Source organism: Pseudoalteromonas fenneropenaei, from assembly GCF_042643375.1.
GTDB classification, from domain to species: domain Bacteria; phylum Pseudomonadota; class Gammaproteobacteria; order Enterobacterales; family Alteromonadaceae; genus Pseudoalteromonas; species Pseudoalteromonas fenneropenaei.
In genome coordinates this window covers 166,359-182,732 of sequence record NZ_JBHRSD010000011.1, presented here as the reverse complement: position 1 = coordinate 182,732, position 16,374 = coordinate 166,359, and the positions used below count along the sequence as shown (strand labels likewise).

Sequence of the window (16,374 nt, the reverse complement as noted above, 5' to 3'; positions counted from 1 at the left end):
TAGGCTGATCAGGAAGTAAGTAAACCTAAATACGTAAGATAAGCGTATGAATAGAAAGTTATTTTGTATCCCAAGAGCCAATCCAAATGCAACCATAAGATTATTCTGCTTCCCATACGCAGGTGGTTCGTCAAGCATATTCACGAGTTGGGTTAATTTTGTTGCACCGCATATTGAATTGGTGTTCGTGCATTTACCCGGCCGCGGTATAAGAATGATGGAGGAGCCTCATGAATTTATGGAGGATGTGATTGCTGAGTTACTTGCTGAACATAGTTTTATTAGTAGTAAACCCTTTGCATTTTTTGGTCATAGTCTGGGGAGCCGTATTGCATATGAATTAACACAACAGTTGCATTACCATCGTTTCCCACTACCAGAGATGCTTTTTGTTTCTGCAAGCCGAGCGCCACATATATCCAACCATAAAAAGCTACTGCACAATTTGCCTTACGATGAGTTTATCGCAGCGTTAAAAGAGTTAAATGGCACTCCACGAGAAGTCCTAGAAAGTGAACAGTTAATGAATTTGCTCGTGCCATTATTACGGGCGGATTTTAAAATTGCAGAGACTTATATCGCTGAATGTCGGCCATTACCAATAAATATCCATGTGTTTAATGGTTCAGAAGATGATATTCCGGAAGAAAATGTTGCTGCATGGCAACACCTATCAGAAAATCCAATAGCACGTACTGACTTTGCCAGTGGGCATTTTTTTATTCACCACTACTCAAGCGAAATGGTTAATGTTATTAATCAAAGCTTGGAGTCGAAAAAACATGCTCTGTATGATACTTCAGTGATGTAATTACGGTACCGCGTATCGAGCTTATAGAATCTCTTGATTGCCGCTAAAGGAAAAAGCGATGAAAAAAATACTAATTATTATACCTGCGCTATTGTTAACAGTTTCGTGCACAACGACATCAAAACAAGAAAAACTTCAGACTGTTGAAGTCAGCTATTTGGATTTATCTCAAAAACAGCAGAAAGATCTGGCAGAGCAATATTGGCTAACTAAAAAAGCTCCCAATCCGCACTATCCAATCCAAGCTGCAAAAGAGAATCTCTCAGGCTGTGTGGAATTGATTGTGGGAATTAACGAGCAAGGCGAACTACAAGGGTACAAAGTACGCTCTTCTTATCCTAAGGGGGTGTTTGAGAATAGTGCAATCGCTGCATTGCGGCAATGGTGATGGGAGCCAGCGGTAACAAATCCCGAAAGAAAACCGATTTTAACCTCTGTGCGCTTGGACTTTGCCACGTCAAAAAATCCAACGGGTGAAGCCTATTTAGCAAATTGCCCTAAAGTGTAAGTACAGCTGCGATTGATTATTACTTTCCAGTTGCGCCAGCTAAGACATAGGGGCGGTTGTCTTAGCTCACTCAAGGCGAAGTCGCCACCTTAACTTAGTGGCGGCTCATTTATGCTCACGCGCTGACACTACCAATAACGGCGCTGATTGTTACTAATATTGCAGCACTTCACCAACTCTCACTCAAAATATACTCCCTCATTATCTCCTTTTCGCGCGTTACATTCATTTTCTGTAGCCGAGCTGCGTTACTTAGGCGTCAACAAATTCCATTGCTGGAAATCAACTAAGAGTAATAGGAACTAATTGGTCTTTGTCACACCTTTACTTACTGACAGAAAATAAACAGTTCAAGGCATGGTAAGACACAGCAAAAAATGATTCTAAATTGTATTTGTAAGCAACTGTAATTCACAATTTTAAATTATGATCTATATTGTGTTAATTAAATGTAATTTGCATTGCTGTTAGGTTGTAAGGAGTGCGTTTTTGTTTACTTGCGGCGTTGCTGTCGTGGGTCGCATGAAGGAGTAAGCGAATGAAGTTCAAAGCGAGCACGGTATTGCCCACTGCGTTGGGGCAGTTTGTGGTAGAAATTTATCAAAACCACAAAGGGGAAGAGATCACGGCAATTTGTCATGGCGATATTGCAGGGCGCAGCAAATTGCCAGTCAGGATGCACTCAGCTTGTTTTACTGCGGAAGTATTGGGGTCGCTAAAGTGTGATTGTAAACAACAGCTTGATTACGCCCTCGGTTATATCGCCGCAAATGATGGGATGGTGATTTACTTACCGCAAGAAGGGCGAGGGATTGGCCTGACCAACAAAATTAGGGCTTATGCTTTACAGGAACTTGGCTACGATACCATTGAAGCCAATGCCAAATTAAACTTACCGATTGATGCCCGCACCTATGATGATGCGGCAGAAATATTGGCATTTCATGGTATTCGCTCGGTGCAATTGCTGACCAATAATCCACTCAAACTAAACTCTCTTGAAGCACTTGGGATTAAGGTTGCAGGGCGAATTCCGGTGCCTTGTGACCCAACTGCGCACTCGTTACAGTACTTACACACCAAACGTGATGCGATGGGGCATTTGCTGAGTGGCTTTTCAGCTCCGCCAGAAGAGGGCGTTTCGCCATTGCAGCGGCCATTTATTCATGTGAATTTCGCGTTAAGTACAGACGGTCAAATGAGTCAAGCGAATGGTGAGCCGCTGTGTTTATCATGCCAGCGTGATTGGCAACGGGTACATGAACTGCGTGAGCGCTATGATGCCGTGGCCGTAGGTGCGAAAACTTGGCTTAACGATAAACCTAAACTTAATGTCCGATACGACAAACTTGGCCGTAAACCTTTAAAGCAGCCACATCGCGTGATTTTCTCTGGCCGGCATCAGGCTGTACTTAAACAAACAACGCTCGACCCAGCAGCGGCAGAGCGGGAAACTTGGCTGGTGACTGAGCTGAGTGAGCGACCTTGCTGGCCATCACAAGTGGTGGCGGCAAAAGGTTGGTCGCTGGCGCCATCCTTGGCCCAACTCAAGGCTGAGGGCATAGAGAGCATGCTCGTTGAAGGGGGATTAACGCTTATCCAGTCATTTATGGCGCAGCAGGTCGTGGATGTACTCACTATTTATGTGAATACCGCTTCGGTGGTTGCGGCCATTGCAGCAGCCACAGAGGTGCTTGGAGATATTCCGGCGGATCAGATAACCGCTAACGCTTTTGGTGCGGGTATGTTACTCACCGTCACCTTGACTCACTCGGCTGAGCAGCCGTTGATGGCGGAGGTGATGCATGGCTAAACTCATCTATGCGCTTGTGAGTGAGCATGGGAATAACTCTGCCTATCAGCGCAAGTTGCGCGAGTTAACCATAGCTTTTTGTCGTTATGGTTATCGAGACGAAATCATTGAAGCCGCCACCATTGATTTAGCTTTGCAGCAAGCGGCAAACCGCGATGCTGATTATTGTTTGTTGCAGAGTGCAGGCCACGTTATTGATGAACAGTGGTATTTGCCGCATTGGTCAGAGCAAGGTTTGCGACATGGGATAGCGCAATTGTGTCAGCAAACAGATTTTTTGCTGGCGGGTGAAGTGGTTAAGGGCGAAAGCGGCGCACTTGGTCTAGCTACAGACTGCTTTTTGGTGAATTTACGCCACTATCGCGCTCTTGGCATGCCTGCTTTTGGTGAAGCAGATCACATGCTGCGCTGGCAATGGAAATGCACAGCCGCGCTGCAATCTTTGCCTGACGTTATTACCTCACAGCAACTACAACAAATTGAGCGAGTAACCGATGTTGCTGGCAGTGGCTTAGTCACCGTGGGGTTTAATGCAGGGTTAGTACTGCGGTGTTTTAGCCATGCAATCAATCAAAATCGATTTGATTTAGCCGATAGCGACAAAGCAATGCCTGAAGAGCACAGCGCATTTGCTAAGTGTTTACGTGAGCCAAACCAAGCACAATCTTATCTCGCGCAGTTATCCCAAGCGCAAAGCGAATTTGTACGTCGTGCCGCCAAGCAGATAGGAAGCGCTAAGCAAGGCGTGTTTCTACTCAATATCGAAAATTACACCGACCTAGATGCCGAGCCAAAAGGGGCACCGTTGGATGCGGTATTTAGCGTGGCCGCAGGGTTTAAGATTTACTATGCGCTGGCCAAAATGGGTTTTCATGCCAACACCGAGGTAGTGTTTTTTGATTACAGCGAAAAGGCGTTGGCAGTACGGCAGTACATGGTTAATCACTGGGATGGTGCTGATTTCCCGGCTTTTGTTCGTCATTTATTTGATGTTTTTCCAGAGCCGGAAACCTTCTATCAGCTGTGGTTTAACACTCACTCTCGCAATATTAATTGGCAGGATTTAGAACAGCTGTGGCAAAACGAACTGACGCGTTGGGGTGGGGCGGCGGCATTTCAAAACCAATGGCAAGTATGGCGTAAACTACCGCATCGCTATCTACACGTTGACTTGTTGGCTGCGCGTGAAGAATTGCTCGCCGCGTTGCAGCACTATGAACATAGCTATATCTGGTGGAGTAACGCTTTCTTTACCATTTATAGCCATTGGCATTTTAACGCCTCAGCACGTGAACAGCATTATTTGCAATGGCTGCTCGCACTTGCCGATGTTGCACCTAACTGTCGCATTAATGGCGCCGATCACCACAATAGCGCGGTTAATTGTACAACCGCAGCAAAATACGCTGCACATACACTCAATGCTCACCATGTTGAGCTACATCCGACGCAATTCCCCTCAGTCGCAATGAGTTTTTAAAGGAAGCAAATATGGATAAGCAACAAGCATTTTTACATCATCGTGGCCCAGTCACTTGTGCGGCGCACGTCGGAAGTAGCGACTGGATCATCACTTCAGGTTATGACAGTGCGGTAGCACTGTTTAATAAGCAAAGTGCCGAGGTGTGTTTACTGGGTTATCACCAACATCTGGTCAATCGAGTGTCGGTCAATGCTGCTGGGACGCTCGCGGCGAGCGCTTCATCGGATTACAACCTGTATATTTGGGATTTACAAACTCGTGCGCTGCGTATGGTGTTGCAGGGTCACAGTGATGATGTCGAAGATTTTGTTTTTATTAATGATGAACTAGGTGCCTCGGTGTCGCGTGACTGGCGAATCATTATTTGGGATTTACACACGGGTGCTATCCGCAGAATTATTCTTGGCCATGAAAAAGACGTACTGTCGGTGAATTATTTTGACGGCAAGCTATATACCTCAGGCGACGATATGACACTGCGCGTGTGGGACATAGATTCAGGCAAGCAGCTGGCAAAAATTGGCCCATTTGACACTGAAACCGACAGCTGCGCCATTGACGAAGTGCACAAGCGTATGGTGCTTGGCTGCGATGATGGCATAGTGCGTGTGTTTGATATTGCAAGCCAAACCTTGTTGGCAGAATTACGCGGTCATGATTCTGCCATTAAAAAAGTCGCGGTATCGCCACTGAATGGCGATATTCTCTCAGCAGCTTACGACCAGCGTATTTTAATCTGGGACAGCGAGCATTTTGTCCAAAAACAACAGCTCCAATCACAACCCGCGCTATGGGAGCGCTCATTTAATTGGACTCAAGATGGTCGCGAAGTCGTAGCTGGTAGTTTTGATGGGACTGTGGTGATTTGGGATGCGCAAAGCGGCAAATGTAAACAGCATCTGGCAGAAAACACCCAAGGTAATGCCTGTTTTAATGACGTGACCTCATGCGGAGAGGGTCTATTTGCGGCGGTCAGTGATGATGGCTATTTACGTATTGGTCAATTAGCGCCATTACAAGCGAATTGGTTAAGCGCGCAACTGCCAAGGCGAGAGCGGGTACTAATGAATGCTGTGCACTATTGCCCAGCTATGCAAAAGCTCTATACCGGTGCCCACAATCAAACCGTGTCGCAAAGCGAAGGGCAATTAACCGCGTTACAGCAGCAAGGTGTGTTGAATTTACATGAAGGACCTATCAATAGCATTCGCAGTGCCCACTTAGCAGAGTTTGCGGGGGATGTCTTTATTGCTTGCTATAGTGGTGCCGTGGTGCACATGCGCGCGGATGGGCAAGTTGTAGCCAGTCTTGCGCTCCATGATAACGCGGTGAAGTCTTTGGAACTGCATCCCACCAAAGCAATTGGGGTAAGCTGTTGTGCTGAAGGTGGGCTGGCGAGTTGGGATTTTAATGGCAAAGTGCTGCAGCGTTATCATGGGCATACTGCAATCATCGATGCTGTTGCGATATCACCAAGTGGTCAGTTTATTGCCAGCGCGGGACGCGATTTTGTGTTGAAAGTCCACGGTTTGGAAGATGGCAAACTGTATCACAGTATTCATTTAGGGCGCCGCTCACCTAAAGCGCTGTGTTATACCACTGAAAATGTGGTCGTGGTCAGTAACTATTGGGGTGAATTAATCCGCATAGATTTAAGCTCAGGTGTTGTAACACGCAATACCTTAGCTGATAACGGTATCAGTGCTGTGGTGCGCCATGGTAACGATTTACTGGCGTCTTGTTACGATGGTGCTGTGTACTTAGTGGATAGTGTGACGTTAAAAGTGCTCAACCATTTACGCGCCATGACGCAAAAAGTACAGGCCCCGAGCTATGAGTAGCCGACATACCCTGCAACGTTTTGTGATCTTGTCGGCGCCCCGTAGTGGCAGCAATATGCTTTGTAGCATGTTGCAGTCACACAGCGATATTTTGTGTCACCATGAGGTATTTAACCCGACAGGCATGTTTTACGCATTGCCGCTGCGTAATACCAGTTTTAGTCTCGCCAGTTCAATCGCTGAGCGTGATGCCGCGCCATTTAAGGTGTTAGAGGCAATTTGGCATGAGTCTATGGGGCATAATGCGGTGGGCTTTAAAATGACGCATCAGCAACAGCCGGATATTTTTGAGGCTGTGGTGAATGACCCCAGCATTAAAAAAATTGTCTTAAAACGTAATAATCCCTTACAGGTTCATGTCTCTAAGTTGGTAGCGGAACATACTGGTGTATGGGAAAACTACCATTCAGATCCTGAGCCAGTCCGTTGCCAAGTGATGGTCAATAAGGCCGAATTGGCCGCTGATATCGCTAAAAATCAGGCTTATTATCAAGCGCTCAGCCAGTGCCTTGCCACTACCCAGCAAACCTATTGTGCGGTTGACTACGAAACCTTACTGAGTGAAGCCACACAAGCAAGGATATTGGATTTTTTAGGGGTGCGAAGGCTTAGACTCAAAGCCGCAAGCCGCAAACAAGCACCTGACGACCTTCGGCGGGTGATAAGAAACTATGAGCAACTTTTAGCATCTAGTGATGGGCAACTAAAAGAGCTGTTGGAAAACTGCGAATAAGGACGTGGAATGCAAAGCGAAATAGCGCAACAAATAAAAATGGTGATTTTGGATGTCGATGGCGTAATGACAGATGGCCTCATTGGCTATGGTGGGGATGAAAAAATAAAGTTTTTTCATTCGCAAGATGACCATTTAATTCGCATGACCATTCGTGCTGGCATCCCAGTGGCTATCATTTCTGGTCGCGCAGATAAAGCGAATGTCGACCATGCCAAAGAATTAGACATTGGCCCTTGTTATTTCGGCGCATTAGATAAACTAGCGGCGTTCAACACACTGCTGGAAACACAGCAATTGAGTGCTGCGGAGTGCCTCTATATGGGTGATGATCTGATGGATATTCCGGTATTGCGCCGTGCGGGTATTGCTGCAGTGCCAGCAGATGGCACGCTCGAAGCCAAAGAGGTGGCAACGATAGTCACAGAGGCGCGAGGTGGTCGGGGTGCCATTCGAGAAGTACTGGTGGCGCTTTTACAGGCGCAAGGAAAATGGCCAAGCCTAATGGCGCGGTATTGGGTGGAGTAACAGCATGATGATGACGCAGCCTCAAACCTCACCCTTTAGCGACAATGCAAATACTGGCAACTACGATGTTGCTCGCTTGGATAATCTTGACTACGAATTTTTAGCCAAGCTTGCACCATGCAAACAAGGTCAAGCCTGTTATTTACTAGATTTAGACCGTGTTACTGCCAATTTCACTGAGTTTAAAGCGGCTTTTGCTGCGTATTTTAAGCCATTGACCATAGCGTATTCGTTTAAAACCAATTACACCCCAGCGCTTTGTCATCACCTACAACAACTTGGTTGCCATGCCGAGGTCGTTTCTGAGATGGAGTATGACATTGCAGTACAAGCTGTTGGTTTTCAGCCAGATAAAATCATTGTCAACGGCCCGGTACATAGTGAAGCGTTTGTTGAACGGATACTGTTGGCTGGCGCGCAATTCAATGTCGATGCATGGTATTTACTGGCTATGGTGGCTAAAGTCTGTGAAAAATATCCCCAGCACACATTTCGCATCGCGGTGCGATTAAGTTATGGCATCGAGGAAGGTGGCTTCTCACGCTTTGGAATAGTTGCCGACGAGGCTAATTTAGCGCAGCTAATCCTCTGGCGACAGCAGCACCCAAATTGCCAACTGGTCGGTGTACATAGCCATTTTTCGAACTCGACACGTAGCCAAGCTTCGTTTTACCAACGGATGCGCGGGCTTTTACATGCTTGTGAGACGCTATTTAAGGATAAAGCGCCTGAGTTTATTAATCTTGGTGGTGGCTTTTTTGGCGTTATGCCGCCAGCACTCGCTGCGCAATATGGCGCCGCAGTATGTGGTTTTAACGATTATGCCAGTGCCATTAATGAAGCGTGGCAAAGCCATTGCTATGAATATCCTGCAACTCAGTTACGCGATGCCAATAAGCAGGCATTTAAACCTACTTTGCAATTAGAACCCGGCACGGCATTGGTTGCCAACGCTATGGTGTTTATCACTCAAGTGTTGGAAGTAAAGCAGCAGCTGGGCAGAACCTTGGCCTTGCTCAACGGCAGTAATCATAACGTTAATCATAAATGGCAGGGTGAAACTTTACCCATCCAATTAGTTACAGATAAGCCTTCGGTAGACGAAGAACAGTTCGACTTAGTGGGTAACACCTGTATTGAAAAAGATGTGCTGATGACGGATGTGGCAGGCCAAGTTAAGGCAGGGGATTTTGTGGTATTTCAGTATATGGGTGGCTATAGCAATGTATTGAAGCAGCCATTCATCCATCCGTGTCAGGCGATTATTTGCTGGCAAGGGCGGCACTTAAGCCAGATAAAACAGGCAGGTGACTGGCAATCGATTTTAGCAGGTTACAGCATACCTGCATAAGCAGTAAGGATTTGGCGCGCGTCGTCTGGTTTAAGGCTTATGGGTCAACCAGTGCACGCCTTGTTGGTTGTAGTGAGATCAACAACTCAAGATGAAGCGCAAGCTTCCAACTACAAGGTAATTTAAGGAGAGCATTATGTCTGATTGGTCAGCACCGCAACGTTTGGATATTCCAGCCAATAAATTGGTGATATTCAATGCAACTCATCAAGCCGCATATCAGCAATATATTCAAATCATTGACAGCAATAATCAGCCGATAAATTTTCAAAATTTTAGCGGCAGTACCTTCACTTTCCCTATTAGTGGCAGTGGGACAGGCGTCAATCTGTTTGGCAATGGGAATGGTAAATTCATCATGCAAGCGGGTTATCAAATTCAGTTTCGTAGCAGTGGGGGTAAAGTACCATTAGTTGCGGCGAGCACTACACAATTTACCCTAAATGGCGTTACTTATGGCGGCGGTATTATGTTTGTCACTGATGACCAAGGCACTGCAGAGCCAGATTATAACGACACCGCATTGACTTTACAGTGGTTCAGTTCGCAGGGCTAAACCGCGTTATTAAGGATAATTATCATGACTTATCGTCAACCACGCGTATTAGGTTCTGTGCTTTGTAGCGCGCTGAGCCTTGCTATTGTTGCGAGCTTTAATAGCGCTGCGGCAAGTAGTTTTCCAGGCGGTAATACGATTACCCCTGCAGATCTAACCGCCACGCCGGCGACTTTGCCAGCGCCGCCACCGAAATACGATTTAAATAACCCCATTAGCCACGAAGAGTTTGCTCGTTTTGCATGGCGGCAGTTTATTTACTTTAACTCACCAACTCAACGTAGCGGCAATTCACAAGTGGGGCAGTCAACTGTCGTACGTGGACAAGTTTCACCATCTGACAACTTTGTCACGTCGGGTAATCCGCGTTTTTATCACAATGGTAAAAGCTCAACGGATAACCTAAGTAGCAATATCTTACTGTGGCAGAGCTTTGCGCATCGTTCAGAGTTATTCCCAAAAAACTCCACCGCGCGAGGCAATTTTCCGACTTTGGCGCCGCAATATGAGTTTACCAACTTAACTGTACCGGCTTCACAAGCGAGATTTAACAATTTGGATGAAAACTCGCAAATTGGACAGAACAAACTGTTCTTCCCTAAAACGGGCAGTACCCCGTCGCAAAACCCGTACGATGATTATGAGGTTTTGTTCGAAGCTAAGGTCAACCAAGTTGAATACGACTATGTGAAGGGCCTTGGCGGCAAAGCGCCAGATACCTTTAACTTACCGAACGAAACGGTTGAGATTAAAGCCGCATGGCGGGTTTTAAGTGACGACTTAGCGCAGTCAGGGCGCTACCATACGGCAGAAGCCTTGTACTACAAAAGTAGCGGCACGGGCGATGAAGTCGAAGCGCATGTAGCGACTTTTGGTTTGATAGGTTTGCATATTATTCGCAAAATGAAAAACTATGAAGCCTTTGTGTTTTCTACTTTTGAACATGTAGACAATTTGAAAACACCTAATGGCTCAGACACTGGGTTATATTTTTATACTACTTACAACCAAATGAGCTATCGCGGCACTGTGACTGGGCAGCCTCATGCGATAATCAATACTGGGACTAATTTGTCGCAAGTCACGCTACCACTGCAAGGTGCGGTAACCGCGGCCAATGGCTATAACTTTATCCCCGGTCAATATACTCAGCCAAGCGATACGTCTGCAGGGCCCATTAAAGTCGTGCAACCGCCAACTATCACCAATGCCGTTATCAAGGTGAATCAGGAAGTGAAAAATGCCATGGCCAGTTCTGGGCAATTTAAAGATTCGGTGTGGCAATACTATCAACTGAAAGGTGTGCAGCCGCTGCCAGCGAATGAGGATGCAACGCTTGCTGGCCAAGCTAATCCATTGACGCAAGATTATTTCTTGGCTAACAACGTAGTGGAGAGTAGCCAACCGGGTATCCAGTTATTTAAAGGTGGTGCGCCAGGTCCTGTGTATCAAACTGCAGTGAACGTGGATTGTACCCAATTCACAATGAATAATGTGCCAAGTTCAGTGAATTGTTTCCCCAATCCGCGTGCTGGAAGTAGCGCTTACAACATTGTTAACGTGCCAAATCTGGTGGTGCCTGGTGTTAGCCAAAGTGCGCAAAACTCCATCGTTATGGGTGGGTGTATGGGCTGTCATGGTCAGTCCCAATATACGAATAAAGATGGTAGCAAAACCAGCATTTTCAGCTTTTTGATCAACTCCACCAATCTTAGCAGCCAAGGTGGCTTTGAGGCGGATGCGTTTGATCAGCGAGGTACCGACTTGAGTAGCGCGGCTTTACAATATATGGCAACGTCTAAAAAGTAATGCCAAGCTAAATGAGAAAGGGGCGCTAAGCCCCTTTTTTTACCTGCTCAACTTTGTCAGCTGATGATATAAGCGGTGCTTTAAAGTTTGGCATGGTGGCGCCGTATGTTTCGGTCCAATGATATTGAGCTAAAATTTGCTGCGCTGCGAACTGGGTATCATTGGCAAAATGCATGGCTTGCCAAGTGCTGTGCCACAATTGTAGATATTTCAGATAATGTGGTGCTAGCGTTAAAATTTCTTGCTCATCATAGTTAAACCAAGGTTTTATGAGACCTGCATAGTGGATAAAGCAAGCATCTGTTAGCGTAATACCATCCACCCAATGCACATATTGTTCAATAAACGGCATAAAGTTATAACGTCCATCAATGATCTCAACTTGGCCTTGAAAATGGACGTTGAGCAACATCTGATCGGTAAAACCGCGTAGACCAAAAGCGCGCCAAAGCGAGAAATCGCCAAGCAGAGATACAATTTGCTGATAGTGTTGTGCGGTTAAGATCTCTGCACCAATTGACATCATGCCGGAGTTAAAACTGTTCGGAAGCGTTGCTTGACCATAGCGTGCTTGCTGACTAATGGCAGGGTAGCCGGCCTTTTTTAACAACAGGTCAGCACAATCTTCATAGCTGAAACCATCACGACAAGCCACAAAGGCTGCTTTATGCTGAAATAGCGGTGTTAAATCGCCAGTGACTAAGCCATCACTATCTAAAAATACCACGCGTTGATATTCGGTCAGTCTCAGTATTTCTAATGACAACAGTCGCAAGTGAAGATCGGCCCTTAATTCAGGGAGCTGCTCACGAAGTAGGGCAATGGCGTTTTCAACATCTTGTGCTCTTGAAACAAATTTTACGGGGTAAAGGGCTGTTAATCGTGCCCGATTAGCTGGGCTTAATGAATCAATGAAAATAATGATATCGTCTTCAAACCATGGATTGTGTTTAAGAAAGCTATAGAGCAACACCTCTGTACCAGTTGCAAAACGGTCACAAGTCACAGTGGCGAGGCATAATTTAGGTGTCATAGTCAGTCCTTGTTAGCATGCAAAAAGCATTCGATATGGTGCGCAAAACATTCTGCAATGCGTTTTAGCACAGCCTTTTTGTCCTCGGCGCGCCATTTAAAATAATTCAGCATACCGTAACCTGCGGCGGTTTTATTGGCATCTAAAATATAAATGCGCTGACTATGGCGGCAGCGCACAATATCTAACTCACCAAAATCCAGTCTGATACACGCGCAAAAGCTTAATATCAAGCGCTGTTCTTGGGTTGAAAATACCTTTTGCACAGCTACTGGCTCTGGAGGTAGCTGTTCCCTGTGATCTAGCAATTCTGTAGCGGGCTGTTGCCGCACGAGACAAACGCTAGCTATCTCATCAAACACAATTGCAACGCGGTATTCCTGTTGGTAGCCATCTACTGTGGAGTCAATTAACTGCTGATAGACTTTATCGGCTTGTGGTGCGAGTAGTGGCAGGGAAACGAGCTTGCCACCTTTTACGCCATTGGCATCGGGTTTTTCGACCCCAAGGCCGTGAGCTGTAGTTGGGTCTAGTGCGCAGCCATAGCCAAAAACTTGTTGATGTAAGGTTTCAACATGGCGTTTGCTAATATCGACACAAGCTTGGTTAATGATTTTACGTTTGCCACAGGCTTGTTCTAACTCCTCTGGGCAATTGAGCTTGGTGGCGTCTTGCCACAAAAAAGCGACATCAAAATCATCATTTAAATCACGCGTTGCAGCATAACCGTTGAGATTAATTAGGTGAGTGATGGCGTAAAATTCTTTGTCAGGGTAGCTGGGATAAAACAAAATTTTTAGCATCGGTATTCCTTTAGGAAAGCGCCAACAAATCCGAGGGACTTGTTGGCGCCAAGCCTATTTAGCTGCGCAACAGCCACATACGCTCATTTGTCCCGCTTGTGTGGTGGTCCACTGACCATTCCAAGCTAAACCAAGATTTGGACATGCACCTTGAGGTGATTGCTTCGCATTACACTTGGCGGCGGCGTCAGTTTGGTCAAAAATAGGCCCAGCTTGTACGTCGACGCATTTGCCCATACCCACTACGATGTCATCAAAAATATGGCTTAATAAACCCGAAGTGGTATTTTTGTTTTTGATATCGGCGGTACCTTCGTAGCTATGGCAACCAAAACAGTTTGAGGCAAAGCCACCGTTGGTCTCCGCATTGGTATCAACCCATTGGAAAGTGGTTTCCGCAACGGTATTAGCAAGACGTAAAGAACCACGTTGATTGCTGATATCACCTTGGGTTTTACCATTCACTTCAGTAACCAAAGTAGAATCTTTACTAATATCAGACACCCAAATTGAGCCGACATTAAAGTAATTTTTCAATACAGCCATTGCCCCCGTAACTTGGTTTTTGACACTGGTGTTCATCGACGTAATATCTGCGACATTTTCCCCTGCTTTTAAGTCTGAAGGATCAGTGCCATTAGGGTAAACGCGACAGATTTCAGTAGGCACACCTGTTAAGGTATCGTTTGGCTTAGCTTGGTTCATACACTTGCTCATTGCCGTGTTATCACCGGTTTGCAGAGCCGTCGCGCACTGTGTACTGGTAAATGACCAGCCATTGGTTTGGGCTGGCTTATTGCAGTCAGGGGCATTGCTATTGTGTTCAAACGTAGCCCAAATAAATTCAGGGTGGTTGGGCGTGGCAATTGCAAAATGGAAGCCAATTAATGCTAATACTTTTTCCTTCTCATTTTCTTTAGGTTTGGGTAAACCTGGGGGTTTGTGCCAAATTAGGTAATTGCCTATATTTTTGTCCGAAATATCTAATACGCGCCACGCCGTTTTTAATTCAGTGGTTCCGCCAGGAAAATTAGTTGCGTTTTTGATTTTGTCTGCATCGGTACACATATTGCGGCTAAAACGCATATCGTAGTAGGCAATGTTGCCATTTTGATCGAAGATAACATCGCCACCACCGGCTTCACCATGGACAAAGCTGCCGTCTTTTTGTAGCGCGGTTTTTAATATCGAACCGGTTATCTTGTTATCACAAGAGTTAGCTGGGCTGCCATCTGGGTTAAATTCAAATAAGGGATACTGGGTCGTATCGGCGAAGTTTCGCACCATTGCGTTGTTATTGGTTGGGTCAGTGTTGCCCGATACAGGCCACATCAGACTCAAAAAAGATTGCCACGTAAATTGATAAAAATCACAAAAATCGTTGCCATTATTTGGCACTTCAGTAGGGATGCCTGGATCTGCCGTAAACCAGCTGGCTGGTGCAGTGCAGATATTGGGATCACCGTACGGTTTTGTTGGGCTTGCCGCCATGGCAGTTGGTACAGTCAAGGTGGCGACTAAGCCACACGCCGCGAATAAACGACGAGTAGTGTTATGAATTGTTTGCATTGCTCACACCCTAATAAACGTAAATTACAGCAAAGTAGGCATACTTTGCGAATCAGTTTGGGTGGTCAGGGTAGTGCTTAACGACTTTCTTTCATCCTTAACTGCTTAGGGGTAAGAATAAGCTTCCGTCTAACCATGTCCAATCTTGCTTTTAAGACTATAGCATAGCTGAAAGAAAGCTAATTACATCACATTACACTTAACTTACAAATAATTTACCTAAGTGGTTGGCATAGAAACTGGCTTGCGCCAGTTTCATCATGGTCGTTGCTATGCTGTAGGGTTATTTTTACGGCTTGAGAGCTTCTTAATTTTATTCCAGCCACCCCAAAGTATGCCAACAACCAATAATGCAATAAACGCGTACGCTGCAATAATCGCCACTTTAATTAATAAAAACACCATTAATAAAATAGATAGAATAATAGTAATAAGTAACCAAGGGTACTTGGCTAATGGTTTTGCGATGAATGCTGGGGTAAAAGAGTTAAGTGTCTTAAATAGCTTATGGTTTGACATAAAATAGTCCTTTGTTGGTTTGTAATAATTCCATTTGTTTTGATATTGTATATTGGTTTGATGTTTTTTTAAAGTCAGCTTTTTTCTTGATTAAGTTAAGCGGTCTTTTTTGTGTGGCTTTTAATCTGAATGCTTCTGAATTTTTGTTGTGTATTTATCATTGATGATAAAGGTTGGTTGTTTTACTCCATTTTGTTAACGCACTTAGTTATAAATTTTGACAAAACTAAAGCTTGGAATAAGGTTGCAGATGGGCTGAGTGAATTACTATTTCAGTTCTGTTATTATATCTGTTAAAAAGAATTTATTATGAAGAGCTTGAGTTTTACAGTTATTATTTTTTCAATGATCTATTGCGGTTTAACATTTGCTGGAATTGATAGAGCTACTTTTATTCGGTAGACTGAAAACGGAATTACAGGCACTTTTTTTGTACCTAGTGATGCTGTAAATTTAACTGCGAATGCAACCGCAAATCCGATGAATTTTATGATGTCGGATGATTTGAATGGTGTGGTATCAGCATCTATCGAATTTCAAGGTGATTTCTATTTTCTCCAGATTGTACCACACCTCCACCTTCACCACGCTAGCAACAATAGTTCTTTGGACACGTGGGTAGGACATACTTACGCAAATCTGGACTATCTAAATTGATTATTGGGTGTTTAATAAGGAGGTATTGATGACACAACAGCGTTTTAAGCAACTTGCGATATTGAGCGGACTTGTTGCGTTTTTACCGCTGCTTGGGGTACTGACAGCAGAGCTTGTTGTAGCTTTGCTAAATTGTCGGGTATCTGAAACAGGAAGTTCCAATTGTATTTTAGGGAGTCTGGATGTAGGTATGACACTTGCCGTGTTATACACGGGTGGTTGGTTGAGTTTAGTCACCATTCCTGTTTTGGGTTTGCTGGCACTGATGTGCTACTTAAAATATCGCGCTTTACAGTCTAAAGCGAGCTAATAAATAGGGTGCTAAATGCACCCTAATTGCTTACTACGGAATTAAATGAG

At 45.1% G+C, this 16,374-nt stretch carries 15 protein-coding genes; 11 read left to right on the top strand and 4 right to left on the bottom strand.

The features are described from left to right. Positions 1-46 precede the first annotated feature (46 nt). The 10 genes from ACFOEE_RS06640 (at position 47) to ACFOEE_RS06595 (ending at position 11,433) form a co-directional block, all read left to right on the top strand. Positions 47-811: a thioesterase II family protein gene (locus ACFOEE_RS06640; RefSeq protein ID WP_377122300.1), complete on the top strand. Its 765-nt coding sequence runs from the start codon at positions 47-49 to the stop codon at positions 809-811. 58 nt (positions 812-869) lie between these two features. Further along, positions 870-1,199 (top strand): energy transducer TonB, encoded by a 330-nt coding sequence (locus ACFOEE_RS06635; protein ID WP_377122297.1) that lies wholly within the window; start codon positions 870-872, stop codon positions 1,197-1,199. 658 nt (positions 1,200-1,857) lie between these two features. Further along, positions 1,858-3,132 (top strand): GTP cyclohydrolase II RibA, encoded by a 1,275-nt coding sequence (gene ribA, locus ACFOEE_RS06630; RefSeq protein ID WP_377122294.1) that lies wholly within the window; start codon positions 1,858-1,860, stop codon positions 3,130-3,132. After that, positions 3,125-4,612: a hypothetical protein gene (locus tag ACFOEE_RS06625; protein WP_377122291.1), complete on the top strand. Its 1,488-nt coding sequence runs from the start codon at positions 3,125-3,127 to the stop codon at positions 4,610-4,612. Before ribA ends, ACFOEE_RS06625 begins: the two co-directional genes overlap by 8 nt. An 11-nt stretch (positions 4,613-4,623) precedes the next feature. Then, positions 4,624-6,456, top strand: a complete 1,833-nt coding sequence (locus ACFOEE_RS06620) for a WD40 repeat domain-containing protein (protein WP_377122288.1) — start codon at positions 4,624-4,626, stop codon at positions 6,454-6,456. Continuing rightward, the gene (locus ACFOEE_RS06615; RefSeq protein WP_377122285.1) at positions 6,449-7,189 is read left to right on the top strand and encodes a hypothetical protein; all 741 of its coding nucleotides are present in this window, start codon (positions 6,449-6,451) and stop codon (positions 7,187-7,189) included. Before ACFOEE_RS06620 ends, ACFOEE_RS06615 begins: the two co-directional genes overlap by 8 nt. A gap of 9 nt (positions 7,190-7,198) precedes the next feature. Next, positions 7,199-7,717, top strand: coding sequence for a KdsC family phosphatase (locus ACFOEE_RS06610; protein WP_377122282.1), 519 nt, complete (start codon positions 7,199-7,201; stop codon positions 7,715-7,717). 4 nt (positions 7,718-7,721) lie between these two features. Next, positions 7,722-9,068 (top strand): alanine racemase, encoded by a 1,347-nt coding sequence (locus tag ACFOEE_RS06605; RefSeq protein WP_377122279.1) that lies wholly within the window; start codon positions 7,722-7,724, stop codon positions 9,066-9,068. Positions 9,069-9,204: 136 nt separating this feature from the next. After that, positions 9,205-9,624 carry a hypothetical protein gene (locus tag ACFOEE_RS06600; RefSeq protein ID WP_377122276.1) on the top strand — a complete coding sequence of 140 codons (420 nt, stop codon included), beginning with the start codon at positions 9,205-9,207 and terminating at the stop codon, positions 9,622-9,624. 24 nt (positions 9,625-9,648) lie between these two features. Then, positions 9,649-11,433, top strand: a complete 1,785-nt coding sequence (locus ACFOEE_RS06595) for a hypothetical protein (RefSeq protein ID WP_377122273.1) — start codon at positions 9,649-9,651, stop codon at positions 11,431-11,433. 25 nt (positions 11,434-11,458) lie between these two features. Here the strand turns inward: ACFOEE_RS06595 and ACFOEE_RS06590 are convergent, their stop codons facing one another. From ACFOEE_RS06590 to ACFOEE_RS06575, 4 genes are all read right to left on the bottom strand, one after another. Further along, positions 11,459-12,466: a glycosyltransferase family 8 protein gene (locus tag ACFOEE_RS06590; protein ID WP_377122270.1), complete on the bottom strand. Its 1,008-nt coding sequence runs from the start codon at positions 12,464-12,466 to the stop codon at positions 11,459-11,461. 2 nt (positions 12,467-12,468) lie between these two features. After that, entirely contained in the window at positions 12,469-13,269 is an 801-nt protein-coding gene (locus ACFOEE_RS06585; protein ID WP_377122267.1) for a hypothetical protein, read from the bottom strand. A gap of 54 nt (positions 13,270-13,323) precedes the next feature. After that, positions 13,324-14,838, bottom strand: coding sequence for a mannan-binding lectin (locus ACFOEE_RS06580; protein ID WP_377122264.1), 1,515 nt, complete (start codon positions 14,836-14,838; stop codon positions 13,324-13,326). A 270-nt stretch (positions 14,839-15,108) separates the two neighbouring features. Next, the gene (locus tag ACFOEE_RS06575; RefSeq protein WP_377122261.1) at positions 15,109-15,357 is read right to left on the bottom strand and encodes a hypothetical protein; all 249 of its coding nucleotides are present in this window, start codon (positions 15,355-15,357) and stop codon (positions 15,109-15,111) included. A gap of 685 nt (positions 15,358-16,042) precedes the next feature. Between ACFOEE_RS06575 and ACFOEE_RS06570 the strand changes: the two genes are divergently transcribed. Continuing rightward, positions 16,043-16,324, top strand: a complete 282-nt coding sequence (locus ACFOEE_RS06570) for a hypothetical protein (RefSeq protein ID WP_377122258.1) — start codon at positions 16,043-16,045, stop codon at positions 16,322-16,324. Positions 16,325-16,374 lie beyond the last annotated feature (50 nt).